The following is a 19,301-nucleotide window of genomic DNA, read 5'->3' on the forward strand; positions in this document are numbered from 1 at the left end:
TTATTATTTATAATAAAACTTAACAAGCCGTCTCCCGTTGGTTTCGCGGCTGACGCTACACAGGCGGTATTAGCACGACGAGGACTCGACAATTTTATACTGCTTCATAATAAAGAACTGTTTCGGTCTGACCAGCATTTCTTTGCCGAAATGCTCCCTCAGGTCGTGAAAGCCGGTTCCTTTCTTCACGAAGAAAAGGAGCCGGCTTTTTTATTCGCTCGTATAGGAGGTGGACGAATGCCAGGAGCGTTAGACGGCGTCCGCATTTTGGATATGACGCGTGTCCTCGCAGGACCCTACGCCACGATGATTTTAGGCGATCTTGGCGCTGATGTGATTAAAGTCGAAGCACCGGGCGGATCGGATGATACAAGATTTTGGGGCCCTCCCTTTCAAAACGGAATGAGCGCCTATTACACTGCGGTCAACCGCAACAAACGAAGCATTACTGTTAATTTGAAAGAAGAAAAAGGAAAAAACATCATTCGTCATCTTGCCAAAACAGCAGACGTTGTCATTCATAATTTCAAAACAGGAACAATGGAAAAATTAGGACTTGATTACGACCATCTCTCATCCATCAACTCGCGACTCATCTATTGCTCGATTACCGGATTTGGAGAGACAGGCCCGTACCGTCATTTACCTGGATATGATTATATTATCCAAGCGATGAGCGGATGGATGAGCATTAATGGCACCGCATCATCAGGACCGCTTAAAGTCGGAGTAGCCATTACCGATGTCTTTACCGGTTTGTATGCGGCAATCGCTATTCAAGCGGCTCTCCTCGCCCGTGAAAAAACAGGACGCGGGCAAAAAATTGACCTTTCGTTATTCGACTCGGCGATCAGCGCGCTCGTCAACGTTGCGGCTAACTATTTAATGTCTGGCAACGTACCAACGCCTTTAGGAAACGAACATCCGAACATTGTTCCGTATTCAACGTACGAAGCAAGCGACGGGCCGATTGTAATCGCCGTTGGGAACGATCGGCAATTTCAGGCGTTTTGCGGGCTTCTTTCCGACCCGACAATAGGAACAGATCCACGCTTTCAAACGAATCCAAGCCGTGTTGCCTTCCGCGAAGAACTCAACAGACGCATTAATGAAGAAGTGAAAAAACGGACGCGGGCAGAGTGGCAGCGCCTGCTTGCCGAAAAAGGTATACCGTGCGGCCCGGTGCAAAATCTTGAACAATTGTTCCAGCACCCACAGACGCTAGCCCGCGACATGATCATTACGATGAAGCATGAAAAGGTGGGGCCTCTGCAGCTTGTCGGAAGCCCGCTCAAACTATCCGATACAAAAATATCGTACCGTCTGCCGCCTCCGCTTGCCGGAGAGCATAACGACGAAATTATAAGAGAAATCATGAATGAAACGGGGGAGGATGTATGATGATGAATTTCGATTTTACTCCGGAACAAGAAATGCTTCGCAGCACCGTGCGAAAATTTGTCGACAAAGAAATTATGCCGTACATCAAAGAATGGGATGAACGCGGATATTTTGATCCAAATATTTGGAAGAGGCTTGCCGAATTGAATTTAATGGGCGTCTGCATCCCGGAAAAATATGGCGGAATGGGAATGGATTATAACTCTCTCGCAATCGTCTGCGAGGAGTTAGAACGCGGTGATACCGCGTTTCGCACTGCCGTCTCCGTACACACAGGATTAAATAGCTTAACCTTGTTGCAATGGGGCACAGAAGAACAAAAACAAAAATATCTCGTTCCGCAAGCAAAAGGCGAAAAAATTGGCGCTTTCGGCCTGACGGAGCCAAACGCTGGATCGGATGTTGCCAGCATTTCCACAACAGCTGTTCGCGATGGGGACTACTACATTTTAAACGGGCAAAAAACATGGATTTCCCTTTGTGACATCGCCGATCACTTTATCGTATTTGCCTACACCGATAAATCGAAAAAACACCGAGGCATCTCTGCTTTTATTGTCGAACGGACAATGCCTGGCTTTTCATCAAAAGCGATTAAAGGAAAACTAGGCATCCGCGCCGGCAACACAGGTGAGCTGTTCTTTGACAACGTCCGCGTCCCGAAAGAAAACCTACTTGGCGAAGAAGGAGAAGGATTTAAAATCGCCATGTCTGCGCTAGACAACGGAAGATTCACGGTTGCTGCCGGAGCGGTCGGGCTTATTATGGCGTGTCTCGAAGCGAGCGTGAAATATTGCCATGAGCGCAAAACGTTCGGCAAAGAAATCGGGAGACATCAGCTTGTGCAACAAATGATCGCCAGAATGGAAGCAGGATTGCAAATTAGCCGTTTGCTCGTCTATAAAGTAGGGTTTTTGAAAAATCAAGGCCGCCGTACAACAAAAGAAGCATCGCTCGCGAAGTGGATCGCATGCGACTTCGCTAATAAAGCAGCCGACGATGCCGTCCAAATTCACGGTGCGTACGGCTACTCCAACGAATACCCTGTCGAACGCTATCTTCGAAATTCAAAAGCGCCGGTCATCTATGAAGGAACAAGGGAAATCCATACGATTATGCAAGCGGAATATGTGCTTGGCTACCGTCAGGATAAACCGCTGCGCAAAATGCTTCCGCCTTGGAATCCGGATTCGGTGAAACTTTAACATAAAAAGGCCCTCGCTTGTACGAGGGCTTTTTACTGTGTATTTTCCTGCATTTTGCAATATTGCTTGTATAAATCTTTTAGCGCCGCACACAACGCCGAATTCGCCTTTCCTAAATACCCTTCATTCAGCTGCTCTAAAATGGAATCAATCCCGTCCCTTAGCGAATGTCCTTTAAGCAGGCGTGCAACATAATCGCGCCCATGTTCTGTTGCCAGCGTACACGAAGCGTCGACAATCACCCCGTACTTTTTATCAATTTCCGCCGTAATCGTCAGCGTATCATATACGCTTTTTGCCGCCATTCCCGCCGGCAGCCGTGCGTGTCCTGCAATAAATTGCGTGTTCATCTTCCTCTCCCCTTACGTAAAGATGTCTACTATAAGATTATAAAACAACATTAATCATAATTTTTTTAAATATATCGACAAACTTTTTTGATCATAAATTTGCTTGCACTGTTGTCATCATCTATCGATTTTCTTATCCGCTCTTTATGGACGTGCAACAATAATGCTATAATGTGCTCAAACGAACGCCTCGGATGGAAAGTAAACGCAACGGGGGGCTTGTATGTCTCCATCCTTTAGCAAAAACATACAAGTCGTCAGAAACCCCGCTTCAAACGAAGTAAAGTGGCAGATCGTTCACTAGGGGTGGTAACATGGACCGATTTACTGTTTCCTCGATTGTAAAAGTGATGAATGAATTATTTCCTAAAGAAGCTTCTTTCGTGATTTCGGATGATAAGCGCTATATTTATTACCAACCAAGCAAACAAATTGATTTAAAAATTCGTCCCGGAGACAAAATCAAACCGGAATCGGTCACTTACAAAGCCTTGACCGTTCAACGGAAAATCGCAGAGCAAAAAGATAGCCGTGTTTTTGGCGTACCTTATTTCGGGATATCGGTCCCAATTTTAGATGATGGCAACCCGAAAGGCTGCGTTACCGCCATATTGCCAAGAAAGCCGCTGCTTACAATGCCGTATTTAACGATCCGAGTGATGGATCGTTGGCTGCCTGTTCCTTTCGAGAACGTGATCTATTTAGAAGCCCAAAATCGTAAAACATTCGTAAAATCGACTTATGCGGAAGGCTACCATAAATACAACTTAACCGAACTGGAATTTTCCCTTCCTGATGATATATTTGTTCGGTGTCATCGATCCTATATCGTTAACATTCATCACATTATAGAAATTCATCCAGATTCGCATTCTACTTTTTTATTGGTGATGAAAGACGGCTCAAGAGTACCCGTGAGCCAAACATATGCAAGCCATTTTCGGAAGCTGCTCTGCTTTTAATGTGTGTAACTGCACATCAAAACAGTTTCTTCCACTATACAGCTCCCTTCCTTTTGCCAATCTCTCTAAAGAGCTCATGGAAAGTGAGCTCTTTATTTATGGAAACAGCACGTTTTTCCATTACTATTTGGTAATGATTTTCCTTTCTTATCCCCTTTCAATCCGGAGTGGTTTTCTATTTTTTCTCCTTTATGTATTAAAAATTCTTTTTTAGTTGCAAAGAAAGCCCTTTTATTCACTTTTGAATGATTTTTCGTAACTAAATAGCTAGAATATTTTAAAAAATAAAATAAGAGGTGAGCAGCATTGGATAAACAAATTTTCGAATTAATCGGTAATTCTCGTTTAAGGAGCCGAATTGTAACAGCAGAAACAGCAGCTTCATGGATTAAAGACGGCATGACGCTCGGTTTGAGCGGATTTACCCGCGCGGGCGATGCCAAGGCAGTTCCTTTTGCACTGATTGAAAAAGCAAAACAACAACCTTTAAAAGTAAATGTATATACAGGCGCCTCACTAGGCTCAGACATTGATAAAATGATGGCAGAAGCAGGAATTATCAATAAACGGCTTCCGTTTCAGGCTGATTCTGTTATGCGCAAAAAAATTAATCAAGGGGAAATCTTGTTTATTGATCAACATTTATCACATACAGCAGAATTAGTGCGTGCAGACGTATTAAATCCTATCGATTTCGCAATCGTGGAAGCGGTTTCGATAACTGAAGACGGAATGATTATCCCTACTACTTCCGTAGGAAATTCTTCGATCTTTGTGAAAAAAGCCCGACACGTTATTGTCGAATTGAACACAGCCCAACCAAAAGAACTAAAAGGACTTCATGACATTTACGAAGTCGGCAACCAAGGAAAACGCGAACCGATCCCTTTAACAAAAGTAGACGATCGAATCGGAACAATTGGTATTCCGGTAGATGAAGATAAAATTATTGGAATTGTTTTGACAAACCAACTTGATTCCCCATCCACGATTGTGCCTCCAGATGCGGAAACAGCTGCTATAGCGAATCATTTAATCAATTTTCTACGAAAGGAAGTCGCAGCAGGCCGACTTTCTGAAAATTTAGCGCCGATTCAGGCAGGCATTGGTTCTGTTGCGAACGCTGTCCTTTACGGTTTATTGGATTCGGAATTTTCTAATTTGGAAGTTTATTCAGAAGTTCTTCAAGATGCCATGTTTGACCTCATCGATGCTGGAAAAGTCCGGTTCGCTTCCGGCTGCTCTATTACTTTGTCTCAAAACAAAATGAAACAAGTGTATTCCAATTTAGATGCTTACCGAGACAAGCTGATCCTTCGTCCTCAAGAAATTTCTAATCATCCGGAAATCGTTCGCCGTCTCGGACTCATTTCCATCAATACAGCCTTGGAAGCAGATATATACGGAAATATTAATTCTACACATGTTCGCGGCACAAACATGATGAATGGCATCGGTGGTTCAGGCGACTTTGCCCGCAATGCACGCCTTACCATCTTCGTGACAAAATCCATTGCAAAAAATGGGGCTATTTCAAGCATCGTTCCATTCGTATCGCACGTTGACCATACCGAACATGACGTGGATGTGATTATCACGGAGTATGGTTATGCCGATCTTCGTGGGTTGGCGCCAATCGAACGCGCACCTCTTATCATTGAAAATTGCGCACACCCGGATTACCGTCCGCAGTTGCGCGAATACTTCAAGGAAGCGCTTAAGCGCGGAGGCCAAACACCGCACGTCTTGGAAAAAGCGTTCTCATGGCATATCAATTATGAAAAACACGGAACAATGTTAGAACCGAAATATCAACTGCAAACTCAATGACAAAATATTAAAAGAGGGGGGAATCTTCACGAAGATACCCCCTCTTTTATCAAACCGCGCATATCCTATAAAAAAGGATTGTTCTCATGATTCTGTTTAGTATTGTGCATATAAGTTTCTACATAAATTCTCTCCGAATCTGAAGCATTCTTTGCCCCCTCTTCAGGATCTATTTTCATATTTCTTTTTTTGGCGATAAAATCGATAATGCCTCCCAAGAGAAGCAGTCCACCGATTAGTATAATCCAACCCATTTTATCACCTCCTGCTTTTATTTTAACACTTATTGATAACAACTCCATTTACTGGATAAAAAAAGTGCGACTTAATGTAGGGGATAGTGGAACAAAAAAGCAATCTCTTTAAAAGCGGGGTAGCCTTCAAAAGGATACTCCTTCATCAAACATCAAATGCTATAGTAGTCTATTTGTTATTGTTGTTCATCGGGCTCTTTCGTCACCTGAAACTGCTTTAGCATGTTGTCAAATCTAGCTCCGTGTCCTTCGCTCGCCTCGACAAAGTAATGCTGCTCGATGACGAACGTTCCTCCCTGGCCGTTATCGACAAGATAATACTTTGCTACTTCATCATTCCATTGCCGACCGCTTTCCCCGTGAGCATGCTGATCTACATTAGCCATGCGCGCATGATCATCTATATAATCGCTCATTGCCACGATTTTTGCTTGCTTTTTCATCAGCCGATTGCATTCATTAAGCAAAATCCGGTAAAACCAAGGCTTATACGCTTTGGCCGGGTCGAAGCGGTCAATATGATCATACACACGGATAAACGTTTCTTGCACCGCATCCGCGGCGTTTGCCCTGCTTTTGCTCATTTGGGCTGTCAATTGGGCAAAATGGCTGTGCCGGCATTTATCCTGCCATGCTTGCAGTAATGATTGCACCAACCGTCAACATCGATCCAACTTCTCTTTCCTTTATTTTGACGCTTATTCTAGTCGTTACCATAAGTTCGTTTGGGGTTGCAGGCGTTGGCGGTGGGGCTACGTTTGCGGCGATTTTAGTGCTGTCGACTATGAATCTACCAGTAGCATTAGCAGGATTGCTCATTTCCGTAGAGCCGTTGATTGACATGGGAAGAACTGCCCTAAACGTCAGCGGAAGCATGACTGCCGGTGTAGTCACCAGCCGCATCACTAAAGAATTGAATTTAAATATCTATAACGGAGAAACGCAAAAACTAGAAGCATAAGGCTTGGATATGTTTCTCGCTTTCCCACCACGTCAAAACTGCCAGCTGCACTTGCTCGGTAAATGAAAGAAGAAGGCCGAAATATGGTGAACTGGCATCTGTCAAACAGATATGTGTAAAAGAATTACGGTATGGGTTCAGTATTCAGCAGAACTCATGCCGTTTTATAATAATAATGGCTTGTTGCACTTCTGTAACGGTTTGCAGCGAAACTGAAACATGTCATGGCACGACAGATTATAGGGAAGAATAGAATTTCTTACATAATCTGTGGTTCTGCAAAGTGAGGTATGAGTGGTTGACGAGTGGATTTAGTTTATGAAGGAAGTTAGGATCTTTTTGTTGTAGTAAAAGGCAGTTATATGTAGTATTGACATTTAAAAAAGGATTATAATTTATAACAAAGCATTCAGAAAGCTGGTGAGAGGTTGTTCAGAATAACAGAAGATTTTCCTACCTTTATAAGACGATATCCAGTTACCACCCTAATTGTGGGAATCTGCACCATTCTGATGATTATTACTACATTCATGGGAGGGTATAATATCAATACAATTGCTCAATTAGGGGGATATGATAAACAACTGATTAATAGAGGACAGATATGGCGGTTATTAACTTATGCATTTGGTCATATGAGTTATGCTCATTTCTTTTTAAACATGCCTTTTATTCTAATATTCTCTCGTCCTCTTGAACGTATTTTAGGTAGCATAAAATTTCTTTTGAATTATGTATATATGAGTGTTTTTGCATCTATAATAATTCATTTCTTTTCTGATTATCCTATTCCATTAGCAGGTTCTTCTGGGCCCGGCTATGGATTATTGGGAATGTATATATTTTTAGTTCTTAAACATCGTAATAAATTTCCTACATACGATAAGAGGTTTATTATTACGTTTACTGTAATGGGTTTTATCATGACTTTTTTGATTCCCGGAATAAGTATTTCTGGTCATATAGGTGGATTTGTTGGAGGAATTCTTTTATCTCCTTTTGTATTTAAGAAACAAAAGAATTTGGAATTTAGCATTAGTGGATAACGTTTATATTTCATTAAAAGAGAACACATGATTGGCTTGATTCTTTAGGAGGTTACTGAAGGATCGGGTCACAATTTTTGATATCGCAGCGCTTACTGCAATATAATAAAAAGATGTGGTAGTGAATTTATCAGAATATATCCAATCTTTATCAGACATACTACTATTAAATGAGTGATATTTGGTATGATAACCATTTATTTCAAAAAATAAAAAATTAATGGAGTAAGGAAGAAGAACATGAATAAGAAAAGAATGTTTTATTTAGATCCACCTAAAATATTGGTATTAGGGTTTAGTTTCATTATTCTTATTGGTGCATTTCTTTTAACTTTACCTGCAGCAACAGTAGATGGGAAGGGGCTTCCGTGGTTAGATGCTTTATTTACGGCTACTTCTGCTACTTGTGTAACTGGCTTGGTCGTTGTGGATACTGGTACGACGTTTACATTATTTGGGCAATTAGTCATTCTAGCACTGATTCAAATTGGCGGATTAGGATTTATGACCTTTGCCACCCTTTTTGCTTTGATCTTAGGTAAAAGAATTTCATTAAAAGAAAGGTTATTAATAAAAGAATCATTAAATAATTTGTCAATTGATGGCGTTGTTCGGCTAGTGAAAAGAATATTGATTTTTACTGCCGTTATCGAGCTGATTGGCGGTATTTTGCTTGCGATTCGTTTTTCCTTTGATATGCCGTTGCCTAAAGCAATTTATTTTGGCTTTTTCCATGCCATCTCAAACTTTAATAACGCGGGATTTGACTTAATGGGTGATTTCAGAAGCTTGACCGGCTACGTGGATGATCCGCTGGTGACTCTCGTCGTATGTACTCTCATTACACTGGGCGGCATTGGTTTTATTGTTATGAATGAAGTATATGAGTACCGTCAGACGCGCCGTTTTTCTTTACATACAAAAATCGTGTTTGTTATGAGTTCGATCTTGGTTGTTTTTGGAACTATTCTTATTTTTATTTTGGAATATCATAATCCGAAAACATTGCAGCCATTATCACCATTAGGAAAATTTTTAGCATCCTTATACCAAGCGGTTACACCGAGAACGGCTGGTTCGAATACACTGAATATCCCGGATTTAACGCAGCCGACTCTCTTTCTCATCATCTTTTTAATGTTTATAGGAGCATCTCCTGGATCAACAGGCGGGGGGATTAAAACGACGACCTTTGCTACTCTGTTAGGCGCGGTTTGGTCAAATATAAAGGGCAAAGAAGATGTAATTTTTTTCCGAAACCGTATATTGTATGACACTATTTATAAAGCTCTGACCGTAACAGTAAGCGGCTTATTTGTTGTCATGATGATAACGATGCTTCTAACGATAACCGAACCGAATAAAGACTTTTTGATGATTTTGTTTGAGGCAACGTCGGCATTTGCTACAGTAGGGTTATCGATGGGGTTAACGCCCGAATTATCTCCTGTCGGAAAAATTCTTATTATATTAACCATGTTTGCAGGAAGGGTAGGACCTTTAACGATCGCTTATGCCGTTACTTTACATCGAAAACCGGATCCATTTAAATTTCCAAAGGGAAAGATTATGATCGGATAGTAATTTATATCATAAAGGGGGACGAAAGAACATGAAAGGACAATATGCTGTGATCGGATTAGGAAGATTCGGTTCTAGTCTGGCTACGACCTTGCACCAGGCTGGAAATGAAGTTTTGGCCATTGATCGAAATGAAGAACGAATTGAAGAATATAAAGATCATGTTACATATGCGGTTGTCGCTGACTCAACAGATGAAGAAGCATTAAAGAGTGTCGGAATTCGAAATTTTGACGCTGTCATCGTAGCGATTGGTGATGATATTCAAGCAAGTATTTTAACGGTGTTAATCCTTAAAGAATTAGATGTCAAGAAAGTTGTGGCAAAAGCCATTAATAAACGGCACGGTCAAGTCTTATATAAAGTGGGGGCTGATTGGGTTGTATTTCCGGAACGGGATATGGGAGAGCGGGTTGCAACCCAGCTCATGTCACCGAACGTGCTTGACTATATTGAACTCGCGAAAGATTATAGTATAAAAGAAGTAAAAGTCCCCCCGTCAATGATCGAAAAAAATTTAAGAGAATTAAATCTCAGGGCAAGGTTTAATATAACGGTCATCGCTATTATCAGCGATGGAAAAGTAAGCATTTCCCCTTCGCCTGATCGAATCATTAAAGAAGGAGATATATTAGTCGTGATCGGGGAAAATAAAGATTTGGACCGGTTTGAAAAGTTTAACTAAAAACGGTTTTTAGTAAAGTGGTTGAAGGATCAAATGGCAGGCGTAAAAAAAATGGGTGGCTTGATGGATTTTTTCGGGGACTCGCTCTTGGATCAAAATACCAGAAAGTCGATCTATTTTATCGAATTCAACAAAGAAGGCAATACATCAGGGCTCCTTCCACAAGGAGCTCCGTTTTCTTTAAGCCGTTACCGAAATTAATGTGAAAAAACATTTCCCCATTTTTTATTCATATTTTCAATAGCTCTCTTGATAATCGATTGAATCGAGCAATCTTAGCCACCCTGCATCTCTTTGCGGTACTACAGATTATGGAATAAATCCCCATTCCTCCACAGGAGCTAAACAAGTTTATAATTAAATTAACTTCTTCACAAATAAAACTCTATCTTGATTTGGTCCATCATAATCAGTATATACTGAAACTCCGTCAATTTCTTTATCTCCGTTCTTTTCGATTTCCAATCCCATTTTCGTATGAAATGCAATGGAAACCTTGTTCACTGGTGAAAGGTAAAAACACGCTCAATCATTTTTTAACACTAGCCGTGAAACACACTCCACATGCGCCGTATGCGGAAACATATCGACCGGCTGGATGTAGTCGACCGTGTAGCGTTCGGACAGCACATCAACATCGCGTGCAAGGCTGGATGGATTGCACGAAACATAAACAACGGTTTTTGGTTTCACACGGAGAATCGTTTGTAATAATTGTTGATCACATCCCGTACGCGGAGGATCGACGACGATGACATCAGGCTTCCATCCTTCCTTCACCCATTTTGGAAGCAATGCCTCCGCTTTGCCAGTGACGTACATCGCGTTTGTAAATCCGTGTTTTTTCGCGTTTTTCTTCGCATCTTCAATTGCTTCCGGAATTGTATCCATCCCGCGAATTTCGCCGGCGTCTTTGGCAAGCCAAAGCCCGATCGTGCCGACGCCGCAGTAAGCATCAACGACTTTTTCCGTTCCCGTTAAAGCGGCGGCCTTTTTCACTTCGTCGTACAGTTTCACCGTTTGCACCGGATTCAGCTGAAAGAACGCGCGCGCCGACAGTTCAAACGATAAATCCCCTAACACTTCTTGAATGTATTCTTCTCCTTCTAAAAGGAACGATTCTTCCCCGAAAATAAGCGACGTTTTTTGTCCATTAATATTTTGCACGATCGACTTTACTTCAGGAAGACGGCGCTTTATCTCGTCGATGAGCAGCTCTTTGCGCGGAATTTCTTTTTTTGTGGTAATAAGCACGAGCTGAACATCCCCCGTATGGAAACCGACTCTTGCAACGATCGTGCGGACAAGCCCTGTTTGTGCCCGTTCATTGTAAATCGGAATGCGCAAGTCTTGTAAAATCATTTTCACGATATTGGTAACGCGGTTTGTTGCCGGATGTTGAATGACGCATTCGGGAATATCGATTAATCGATGAGAATTCAATCCGTACAACCCGGCAATAACCGCTCCTTTTTTTGTGCCGACTTGAAACTGGCTTTTATTGCGATAATGCCATGGGTCGTCCATCCCGATCGTCGGGCGGATCTCCAGCGTTTCAATCGGAAGACGGCAATGCCGCTCAAACGCTTGAATAACGATATCGCGCTTTTCGCGAAGTTGCGCTTGGTAATCAAGATGTTGCAGCTGGCAACCTCCGCATTGCTCGTAGACAGGGCATCTTGGTGTGACACGGTACGGGGAGCGCTTGCGAATTTTTTTAATTTTCGCCTCCGCGTATTTCGGGTGGATGTTTGTCGCCTCTACGACGACTTCTTCTCCCGGAAGCGCTCCTGGGACGAACACCACTTGCTTTTTAAAATAGCCGACTCCTTCCCCGTTAATGCCGAGCCGTTTAATTGTCAGAGGAAACTGTTGTCCTTTCTTGATGGTAATGGTCTGCTTCGTCATGCTCTCCACTCCTCTATTCGATGCTTCTCCATAAGTATAAGGACGCATAGCTTAAATACGGCTCCCAGCGCTTGCTCAGCTCTTCCATTTGTTTTATCGATGGCTTTTGTGAAAGACCGAGCAGCCGCTGGATCGCTCGCTGCAACCCTATGTCCGCCTTCGGAAACACATTTGGTTTTCCAAGCCCAAATAAAAGAAAATTTTGCACCGTCCATGGACCGATGCCGCGAATCGATAACAATTGTTCCATCACTTCTTCCTCGTTTTGGTGTGCAAGTTCCTCTAATGAAAGCTTCCCTTCGGCAATAAGCCGTGATGTATCAATGATATACTCCGCTTTTCGTCCGCTTAACTGCAGCTGCTTCAGTTCATCATAGGAAAGAGAAGCAATATCTTCCGGCCGCGGGTAGAACCAAACGCCATCGATTTGTGTTCCAAACGTTTTCACAAACCGCTCTGTCAGGCGGTAAGCAACTTTTAAATTTAATTGCTGGTGAATGAGGCATTTCGTTAAACAAAAATAAAGATCAAAATCTAAAATAAGCGGCATTCCTTGATATTCGGTAAAAAGCGGTTGTAATTCGGTCCGCTGAAAATGTTCGTGAATCGGGGCAAGCGGTGTATTCCATTGAAACAGATGGGAAATCCGCTCGATGATTTTCTTTTTTCGTTCAGGATATGGCGCTGTAACAAGAAAACGCGGCTCCTCCTTTGTCCCAATGCTTTCGACCGTAACAGCGATTGGGATCTGTTGAACATAAAGCGGCACAACCACCTTCTGTTCCGCTATATCCACCGATATAAGAGGATCGAGGGCAAGCCGCTTCAGCGCTTTGGAAAAATCGTACGGAGGGGCGACCTCAATTTGCTGTTGCCACATACCTAATCACCTTTTTTCATCGTTAATACCCACATTATAACGAAAAACACCCCTTTGAACCAAACGTTCAAGGGGTAAAAAGCCATGGATGCAAATTCATTTTTTCGACCATCAGATCATCGAGGCTTTTAAACGTGTAGCCTTGCTTGCGCAAATCGTCAATCGCTTTCGCAAGCGCATCCGCATTGTCTTTCGAGACGGTATGAAGCAATAAAACCGCGCCCGGGTGAATTTGTTTCATAATGTTATCATATGCGTACTTCCACCCTTTTTGATTGTTCGTCTGCCAATCAACAAACGCAAGCGACCAAAACACATGGTAATAACCAAGCTCGCGGGCGACCGCCATCGTCCTTTCACTGAAAATGCCGCGTGGCGGGCGAAGATACATCATTCCTTTTTGTCCCGTCAACTCTTCCGTTTTTTTACGAACGGATTCCAGCTCTTTCCGAAGCTGTTCATTGCTCACTTGCGTTAAATCAGGATGATGCCATGAATGGTTGCCGACAATATGCCCTTCTTTCACCATTCGTTTCACTAAATCAGGAGCGGTATCTAAATAGTGGCCCGTCACAAAAAACGTCGCTGGCACTTTTTTCTCTTTTAAGACATCTAAAATTTTCGCTGTATAACCGTTTTCATAGCCATTATCAAATGTTAAATAAATTTCTTTTTTGTTTGGATTCCCTAAATAAAATGCATCATATTTGGCAAGCAGTTGATCTAACTCTTTTCCCGCGGAAGGAGGCTTATGGTTCTCGCTTCGCTTAAACCCCCAATGAATCGCTTTATTGCTTACAGCTTCAGCGGAAGCAGGAACAAACGATAAGATGATGACACATACTAACAGCCATATCGCCCATTTTTTCATCGGTCTTTCCTCCTTGTCGTGCTGCTAACCATTAGTTTTTTCCACCATTGCCACTTTAACCGCGCCATTTTTTGCATAAAAAATCACCGCCAGCACTGAGCTGACGGTGATCAATCCTTATTTAAAAACAGGCTCTTTGAACTGTGCAAGTTTTTCTAGTGAGGATTTTTCCACATCTTCGTGCAAGCTGTTGCCGTGAGCGTCCATCGTAACAACAGCGGTAAAGTTTTCAACGCGTAAATGCCACATTGCTTCTGGAATGCCGAATTCCAATAAATCGACTCCTTCTACCGACTTAATACAGTCTGCATAATATTGCGCCGCGCCGCCGATCGCGTTCAAATAGACGCCGCCGTGTTCTTTTAGGGCTTGGAGCGTTTTTGCGCCCATTCCGCCTTTTCCGATGACCGCGCGAACACCGAATTTTTTCATAATGTCTCCTTGATAAGGCTCCTCGCGAATGCTTGTTGTCGGACCGGCCGCTTTGACTTGCCAATTGCCGTTTTCATCTTTTAACATGACCGGTCCGCAGTGGTAAATAATTTGTCCATTTAAATCAACAGGAGAATCATGATCCATTAAATATTTATGAATCGCGTCGCGGCCAGTATAAATGACTCCATTGATGCGGACAACATCCCCGACTTTCAACTGGCGAATTTGTTCTTCCGTAATCGGCGGCTCGAGGACGATTTCGCGCACTTCGCCAAGTTCTGCCGTTGCGGCTGTTTTCGCTTTTTCCAATTCTTTTTCAAAATCGACGTCTTCTCCTTCTTGATATAACCATTCCGTAATTTCGCCTGTTTCTGGATCGATCTTCACGCCGAGACGGCGGAACGCCCAGCAGTTATACGCAACGGAAACGAAGAAGCTTGCCGGAATGCGGTGCATCACTCCGATTTTACAGCCTAATAATGTCGATTCGCCGCCAAATCCCATCGTTCCGATGCCGAGTTTATTAGCATTTTCCATAATATATTCTTCTAGGCGGCGAAGATCTTCGTTTGGATTAACATCGTCCACAGAGCGGAAGAGCTGATCTTTCGCCAGTTCATAGCCAGAAGCGCGGTCGCCGCCGATGCCGACGCCGATAAATCCGGCGCTGCAGCCTTGCCCTTGCGCTTGGTATACCGCATGTAAAATACATTTGCGGATGCCGTCTAAATCGCGACCGGCTCGTCCAAGCCCTTCCAATTCACATGGCAAGCTGTATTGAATGTTTTTATTTTCACAGCCGCCCCCTTTTAAAATAAGGCGAACATCAATGTAATCGTTTTCCCATTGTTCAAATTTAATAACAGGAACACCAACGCCAAGATTATCGCCGCTATTTTTTCCTGTTAACGAATCAACGGAGTTTGGGCGAAGCTTTCCTTCTTTTGTCGCCTGAACGATTGCGGCATGAATCGCCTCTTTCATTTTTATTTGGTTTGCGCCAACAGGCACTTTAATTTTGAACGTTGGCAATCCTGTATCTTGACAAATCGGTGATACGTTTTCTTCCGCCATTTTAATGTTGCCGGTAATTGTCGCCAGCGCCATCGCCGCCCGCGTTCCCGCGTTTTCTCTCGCTTTTGCCCGAGCGATCGCTCGACGCACATCCTTTGGCAGCTTCGTGGACGTTTCCACGATAAGTTCATACATGCTTTGTTGGAATTTTTCCATGTTCAACGTTCAACGCCCCTTCCCCTTTGCTCATCCTATGTATTACTATTTAGAATTGTCTTCCTATTTATTATAACCTTTTTTCTACTTTCGTGTAAAAATAAAAAGTTGCCATCGTATTTTTATTTTCAATATCTACAGTTGTTTGCATCTTCAATCAACTTGCGGCATAATTGGACAATCGAATTGACTATTGTCTGAACATATTAACGTACTATAGCAAATATAATTATCGCAAAGGAAAAAACAGTATATTGCTTGCCATTACAAAGCAATTGACAAGCACAGCAATTGTTTTTCATAATGAACGATGGTTGTAATTTAGAAGAAAAGAGGAGAATTATATGAATTCATTAACACTGAAACCTATTGCGCCATCGTTTGATCCGTGGGAAGCGTATCTTGATATAGAAGAATATGGGGAATTGCAACTAACAAACATTGAGTTTACGACGACAACATTATGCAATATGCGCTGCGAACATTGCGCAGTCGGTTATACATTGCAAACGAAAGACCCAGAAGCGCTGCCGCTTGATTTATTAATTCAGCGTCTAGAAGAAATTCCGCATCTACGTTCATTAAGCATTACCGGCGGTGAGCCGATGTTATCATTAAAATCGGTAAATAACTATGTCGTTCCGTTATTGAAGTACGCCCATGAACGTGGAGTGCGGACACAACTAAACTCAAACTTAACATTAGAGTTAGATCGTTACGAAAAAATTATTCCATATCTAGATGTGTTGCATATTTCGCATAACTGGGGAACGATCGATGACTTTGTCGAAGGCGGATTTGCGATGATGGAGCGCAAACCAAGCGTTGCGCAGCGTGAAAAATATTTTGAACGAATGATTGAAAACGCGAAAGCTTTGGCTAAAGCGGGAGTCATCGTCTCCGCAGAAACAATGCTAAACAAGCGGACAGTTCCACATTTAGAAAAAATTCATCGCCAAGTCGTTAATGAGATGCATTGCAAACGCCATGAAGTGCATCCAATGTACCCTAGTGATTTTGCAAGTGCGTTGGAAACGTTGAGCTTGGACGAATTGCGGGAGGCAATTCATCATCTTCTTGATATTCGCGACGAAAATGTTTGGATGTTGTTTGGAACACTTCCATTTTACCCTTGCAGCGATAACGAAGAAGATTTAGCGCTATTGAAACGACTTTATTCGAGTAAAAACGTAACCGTCCGCAATGATCCAGACGGGCGCTCCCGACTAAACGTCAATATTTTTACAGGGGATATTATTGTGACTGATTTCGGCGATGAGCCGGTGCTTGGAAACATCCGTCATCATACGCTGTTAGAAGCATACGAAAAATGGAAAAATTCCCCTATCGCAAAACAGCTTCTTTGTCATTGTCCATCCGTTCAATGTCTTGGGCCGAACGTACTTGTTAAAAACACCTATTATTCTGATATCGATTTTACGAAACGAAAAGCGCGAATCAAAAAATAAAACGTCAAGGTTATCACCTTGACGTTTTATCGTGGCTGTTCGCTTACAACATATGAAAAATACAGACGGTCCTGAACAGGAATCCATGCGCCAATTCCTCGTGTTGTTACATTTTTCACGACAATTTTCTTTTTATTTCCTTTAAGTACAACATACACTTCTCCATAGGTAACTTTCCCTTTTTCATTCACGGCTGGCGCATAAGCATACAAATAACCAAGCTTTTTGGCAGGCACTTGATATGGATGGTCTTTTTTCGTCCCAATCCCGACAACCGTACTAAACGCTAACGGCAAGTTCGTCTTTTTCATCGCCGCATTTAACATCATTTTTTGCACCGCTTCTTCGCTTGGAATTGGTGCCGTTAAACCGCCGCGCACATGCTTTTGCGTTTCCTGTCTGTAATATAGTCTTTGTGGAGCATTGCCGCCACGATTATCGAGAAAATTGGTATTGACCTTTTGATACTCCCAATTCGTTGACGTTTCTAACGATTGATAATTAAGCGGCCATTGTCCTAAATAAATCGTTGCCCGGTACCCAATAGCAAACGGCGTACTGGAAACGGAAGATTCATTAAGAAGCCGGATCAGTTCTGGATTCTCAATCTTTACGTTTGCTGAATCAAGGAGCTGTTTTGTAAATTTGCTTGGTTCTAGATACGGCAAATCTTGCGTCGGATTTGGATACGTATTTTCTTTTGTAATATCTACTACGGAGCTCGGCTGTGCTTGTTTGGAAGCCGCATCAGCGGTGAAAGTAGTAGCATACATCATAAAAGCACTAATAAAAAGGCAGATACTCCATTTTTTCATCATGCTGACTCCTTTCCATTGCTACTCTCACCGTTATTTTCTTTCAAAAAAATACGGTTTATCCGTATAGAAAAAAATTTATTAACAAAAAGGCTCTGCCGATTAGCAGAGCCTTTTTGGATAAACGAAAATACTCATGAGGATCAAAGCAAGTAAAAGCCGATTCCCATAATCGTATAAGCCGCGAGCAATGTCGCCCCTTCAAACCAGTTTGTATCCCCATCATTAGAAATGACAATCGTCAATAATACAGATGTCGCCATTGCGATCAATTCCGGAAGCGAAAAAACAAGCGGCATCTTTTCTGGAAAGAGTAAAGAAACAAGAACAAGCACAGGCGCAACAAACATAGCGATTTGTAACGTTGAACCGATCGCGATTTCAACAGCGATATTCATTCTATTTTTGTATGCCATAATAACGGCAGAGGCGTGCTCCGCTGCGTTTCCAACGATGGCGACAATGATAATCCCGATAAACAATTCGCTCCATCCGAACGATTCCGCCACCGTTTCAAACGTATGGACAAGTCTCTCGGATATGTAGGCAACTGCCGCGGTTGCTAGCGCTAAAATCAAAATCGCCTTTCCTTTTGTCCATTCTGGTTCTTCATGTTCTTCCACTACATCAGACTTTTGTTGATATACCCCGCGATGTGTGACAAGCTTAAAGTATAAGGCCGCTAAATATAAAAGGATCATAATAATCGAAATACCGACACTAAGAGATAGCTTTTCTTGACTAGACATGTTCATCGCAAACACTTCAGGAATCACAAACGCCACTAAAATGGCAAACGTAAGCAGTCCGGCGTTATGGCGGGCATCATATACATTGAATTCCTGCCGCTTGTACTTAAGACCGCCAACAAAAAAAGACAAGCCAGCCACTAATAATAAGTTGCCAAGCACCGAACCTGTAAGTGAGGCGAGCACTACTTCTACGAGCCCCGCTTTTAAAGCAAAAATGGAAATAATGAGCTCTACTGCGTTGCCAAACGTAGCATTAAGCAATCCCCCTATGCGCGGTCCAGCTACAATAGCCAAACTTTCCGTAGCGCGTCCCATATAGCTTGCTAAAGCAATAATCGTTAAGCAATACACCGCAAACATCAAGACCACAGGCCAATGAAGAAAACTGCCGATTACTGATAATGGAACGCCGATCCATACCATCAGCGCAAATACTTTATTCATCCGTTATAATTCCACCTTTCTCGTTCAGTTTATCTAGAACGGCTCATTATATTCGTTCGACAATCAATCAGAAAATAGCGTCATTTTTTGAACCATATGTTATGTATGACAATGGGATAACGGTCGTCATTATTATTCAATATTCTCCCAAATATATGTATTTAACACTTTACGTAAAAATCCCTCCTTTATTTTTCTTGCCTTATACAATCCACTTATGTA

At 42.4% G+C, this 19,301-nt stretch carries 17 protein-coding genes and 2 pseudogenes; 9 read left to right on the forward strand and 10 right to left on the reverse strand.

What is annotated here, in order from left to right; translation table 11 throughout:
• Positions 1–237: 237 nt before the first annotated feature.
• Positions 238–1,401, forward strand: a complete 1,164-nt coding sequence (locus FNL97_RS15235; protein ID WP_062677539.1) for a CaiB/BaiF CoA transferase family protein — start codon at positions 238–240, stop codon at positions 1,399–1,401.
• Positions 1,401–2,606 carry an acyl-CoA dehydrogenase family protein gene (locus FNL97_RS15240; RefSeq protein ID WP_205729501.1) on the forward strand — a complete coding sequence of 402 codons (1,206 nt, stop codon included), beginning with the start codon at positions 1,401–1,403 and terminating at the stop codon, positions 2,604–2,606. The genes FNL97_RS15235 and FNL97_RS15240 overlap by 1 nt, the downstream gene beginning before the upstream one ends.
• A gap of 32 nt (positions 2,607–2,638) precedes the next feature.
• On the opposite strand, the gene FNL97_RS15245 is transcribed toward FNL97_RS15240, so the two are convergent.
• Positions 2,639–2,956: a DUF3870 domain-containing protein gene (locus tag FNL97_RS15245; protein WP_012749167.1), complete on the reverse strand. Its 318-nt coding sequence runs from the start codon at positions 2,954–2,956 to the stop codon at positions 2,639–2,641.
• Between the two features lie 314 nt (positions 2,957–3,270).
• Here FNL97_RS15245 and FNL97_RS15250 point away from each other — a divergent pair, with 314 nt between their 5' ends.
• Positions 3,271–3,918, forward strand: a complete 648-nt coding sequence (locus FNL97_RS15250) for a LytTR family DNA-binding domain-containing protein (protein ID WP_012749166.1) — start codon at positions 3,271–3,273, stop codon at positions 3,916–3,918.
• A 306-nt stretch (positions 3,919–4,224) separates the two neighbouring features.
• A complete protein-coding gene (gene scpC / locus FNL97_RS15255) occupies positions 4,225–5,748 on the forward strand; it encodes a succinyl-CoA:acetate CoA-transferase ScpC (protein WP_143416078.1) in 1,524 nt (507 codons plus the stop codon).
• A gap of 65 nt (positions 5,749–5,813) precedes the next feature.
• Here scpC and FNL97_RS15260 read toward each other — a convergent pair whose 3' ends face one another.
• Together FNL97_RS15260 and FNL97_RS18565 are read right to left on the reverse strand one after the other, a co-directional pair.
• Positions 5,814–6,002, reverse strand: coding sequence for a hypothetical protein (locus tag FNL97_RS15260; protein ID WP_062677535.1), 189 nt, complete (start codon positions 6,000–6,002; stop codon positions 5,814–5,816).
• 176 nt (positions 6,003–6,178) lie between these two features.
• The gene (locus FNL97_RS18565; RefSeq protein WP_240345831.1) at positions 6,179–6,655 is read right to left on the reverse strand and encodes an RNA polymerase sigma factor; all 477 of its coding nucleotides are present in this window, start codon (positions 6,653–6,655) and stop codon (positions 6,179–6,181) included.
• Here FNL97_RS18565 and FNL97_RS15275 point away from each other — a divergent pair.
• From FNL97_RS15275 to FNL97_RS15290, 4 genes and pseudogenes are all read left to right on the forward strand, one after another.
• Positions 6,583–6,963 (forward strand): annotated as a pseudogene (locus FNL97_RS15275) (cation:dicarboxylate symporter family transporter); the annotation flags it as partial. The gene FNL97_RS18565 and the pseudogene FNL97_RS15275 sit on opposite strands and share 73 nt — an antisense overlap.
• Before the next feature lie 512 nt (positions 6,964–7,475).
• Positions 7,476–8,009 carry a rhomboid family intramembrane serine protease gene (locus tag FNL97_RS15280; RefSeq protein WP_133066513.1) on the forward strand — a complete coding sequence of 178 codons (534 nt, stop codon included), beginning with the start codon at positions 7,476–7,478 and terminating at the stop codon, positions 8,007–8,009.
• A 240-nt stretch (positions 8,010–8,249) separates the two neighbouring features.
• Positions 8,250–9,590, forward strand: coding sequence for a TrkH family potassium uptake protein (locus FNL97_RS15285; RefSeq protein WP_062677533.1), 1,341 nt, complete (start codon positions 8,250–8,252; stop codon positions 9,588–9,590).
• A 31-nt stretch (positions 9,591–9,621) separates the two neighbouring features.
• Complete coding sequence (locus tag FNL97_RS15290; protein WP_143416079.1) at positions 9,622–10,275, forward strand: potassium channel family protein; 654 nt, start codon at positions 9,622–9,624, stop codon at positions 10,273–10,275.
• A gap of 357 nt (positions 10,276–10,632) precedes the next feature.
• Here the strand turns inward: FNL97_RS15290 and FNL97_RS18570 are convergent.
• The 5 genes and pseudogenes from FNL97_RS18570 to FNL97_RS15315 form a co-directional block, all read right to left on the reverse strand.
• Positions 10,633–10,785 (reverse strand): annotated as a pseudogene (locus tag FNL97_RS18570) (GNAT family N-acetyltransferase); the annotation flags it as partial.
• A gap of 15 nt (positions 10,786–10,800) precedes the next feature.
• Positions 10,801–12,183: a 23S rRNA (uracil(1939)-C(5))-methyltransferase RlmD gene (gene rlmD / locus FNL97_RS15300; RefSeq protein WP_012749161.1), complete on the reverse strand. Its 1,383-nt coding sequence runs from the start codon at positions 12,181–12,183 to the stop codon at positions 10,801–10,803.
• Between the two features lie 13 nt (positions 12,184–12,196).
• The gene (locus FNL97_RS15305; protein ID WP_062677531.1) at positions 12,197–13,063 is read right to left on the reverse strand and encodes a DNA-3-methyladenine glycosylase family protein; all 867 of its coding nucleotides are present in this window, start codon (positions 13,061–13,063) and stop codon (positions 12,197–12,199) included.
• Between the two features lie 67 nt (positions 13,064–13,130).
• Positions 13,131–13,934, reverse strand: coding sequence for a delta-lactam-biosynthetic de-N-acetylase (pdaA, locus tag FNL97_RS15310; protein ID WP_012749159.1), 804 nt, complete (start codon positions 13,932–13,934; stop codon positions 13,131–13,133).
• Positions 13,935–14,051: 117 nt separating this feature from the next.
• A complete protein-coding gene (locus tag FNL97_RS15315) occupies positions 14,052–15,599 on the reverse strand; it encodes a fumarate hydratase (RefSeq protein ID WP_041269570.1) in 1,548 nt (515 codons plus the stop codon).
• Positions 15,600–15,943: 344 nt separating this feature from the next.
• Here FNL97_RS15315 and yfkAB point away from each other — a divergent pair, with 344 nt between their 5' ends.
• Positions 15,944–17,068, forward strand: coding sequence for a radical SAM/CxCxxxxC motif protein YfkAB (gene yfkAB, locus FNL97_RS15320; RefSeq protein WP_062754851.1), 1,125 nt, complete (start codon positions 15,944–15,946; stop codon positions 17,066–17,068).
• A 26-nt stretch (positions 17,069–17,094) separates the two neighbouring features.
• Here the strand turns inward: yfkAB and FNL97_RS15325 are convergent, their stop codons facing one another.
• Complete coding sequence (locus tag FNL97_RS15325; RefSeq protein ID WP_062677529.1) at positions 17,095–17,883, reverse strand: YfkD famly protein; 789 nt, start codon at positions 17,881–17,883, stop codon at positions 17,095–17,097.
• 143 nt (positions 17,884–18,026) lie between these two features.
• Entirely contained in the window at positions 18,027–19,079 is a 1,053-nt protein-coding gene (gene cax, locus FNL97_RS15330) for a calcium/proton exchanger (RefSeq protein WP_062677528.1), read from the reverse strand.
• Positions 19,080–19,301: the final 222 nt, after the last annotated feature.

It is taken from the genome of Geobacillus sp. E263 (assembly GCF_007197795.1).
GTDB lineage: Bacteria > Bacillota > Bacilli > Bacillales > Anoxybacillaceae > Parageobacillus_B > Parageobacillus_B toebii.

Bases quoted from the DNA above. Each gene is read 5' to 3' on its own strand.
- FNL97_RS15325 (WP_062677529.1), bottom strand. From the start codon at position 17,883: ATGAAAAAATGGAGTATCTGCCTTTTTATTAGTGCTTTTATGATGTAT.
- FNL97_RS15315 (WP_041269570.1), bottom strand. From the start codon at position 15,599: ATGGAAAAATTCCAACAAAGCATGTATGAACTTATCGTGGAAACGTCC.
- FNL97_RS15235 (WP_062677539.1), top strand. From the start codon at position 238: ATGCCAGGAGCGTTAGACGGCGTCCGCATTTTGGATATGACGCGTGTC.
- FNL97_RS15260 (WP_062677535.1), bottom strand. From the start codon at position 6,002: ATGGGTTGGATTATACTAATCGGTGGACTGCTTCTCTTGGGAGGCATT.
- cax (WP_062677528.1), bottom strand. From the start codon at position 19,079: ATGAATAAAGTATTTGCGCTGATGGTATGGATCGGCGTTCCATTATCA.
- pdaA (WP_012749159.1), bottom strand. From the start codon at position 13,934: ATGAAAAAATGGGCGATATGGCTGTTAGTATGTGTCATCATCTTATCG.
- FNL97_RS15290 (WP_143416079.1), top strand. From the start codon at position 9,622: ATGAAAGGACAATATGCTGTGATCGGATTAGGAAGATTCGGTTCTAGT.
- FNL97_RS15305 (WP_062677531.1), bottom strand. From the start codon at position 13,063: ATGTGGCAACAGCAAATTGAGGTCGCCCCTCCGTACGATTTTTCCAAA.
- FNL97_RS15250 (WP_012749166.1), top strand. From the start codon at position 3,271: ATGGACCGATTTACTGTTTCCTCGATTGTAAAAGTGATGAATGAATTA.
- FNL97_RS15280 (WP_133066513.1), top strand. From the start codon at position 7,476: ATGATTATTACTACATTCATGGGAGGGTATAATATCAATACAATTGCT.
- FNL97_RS15245 (WP_012749167.1), bottom strand. From the start codon at position 2,956: ATGAACACGCAATTTATTGCAGGACACGCACGGCTGCCGGCGGGAATG.
- rlmD (WP_012749161.1), bottom strand. From the start codon at position 12,183: ATGACGAAGCAGACCATTACCATCAAGAAAGGACAACAGTTTCCTCTG.
- FNL97_RS15285 (WP_062677533.1), top strand. From the start codon at position 8,250: ATGAATAAGAAAAGAATGTTTTATTTAGATCCACCTAAAATATTGGTA.
- yfkAB (WP_062754851.1), top strand. From the start codon at position 15,944: ATGAATTCATTAACACTGAAACCTATTGCGCCATCGTTTGATCCGTGG.
- FNL97_RS15240 (WP_205729501.1), top strand. From the start codon at position 1,401: ATGATGAATTTCGATTTTACTCCGGAACAAGAAATGCTTCGCAGCACC.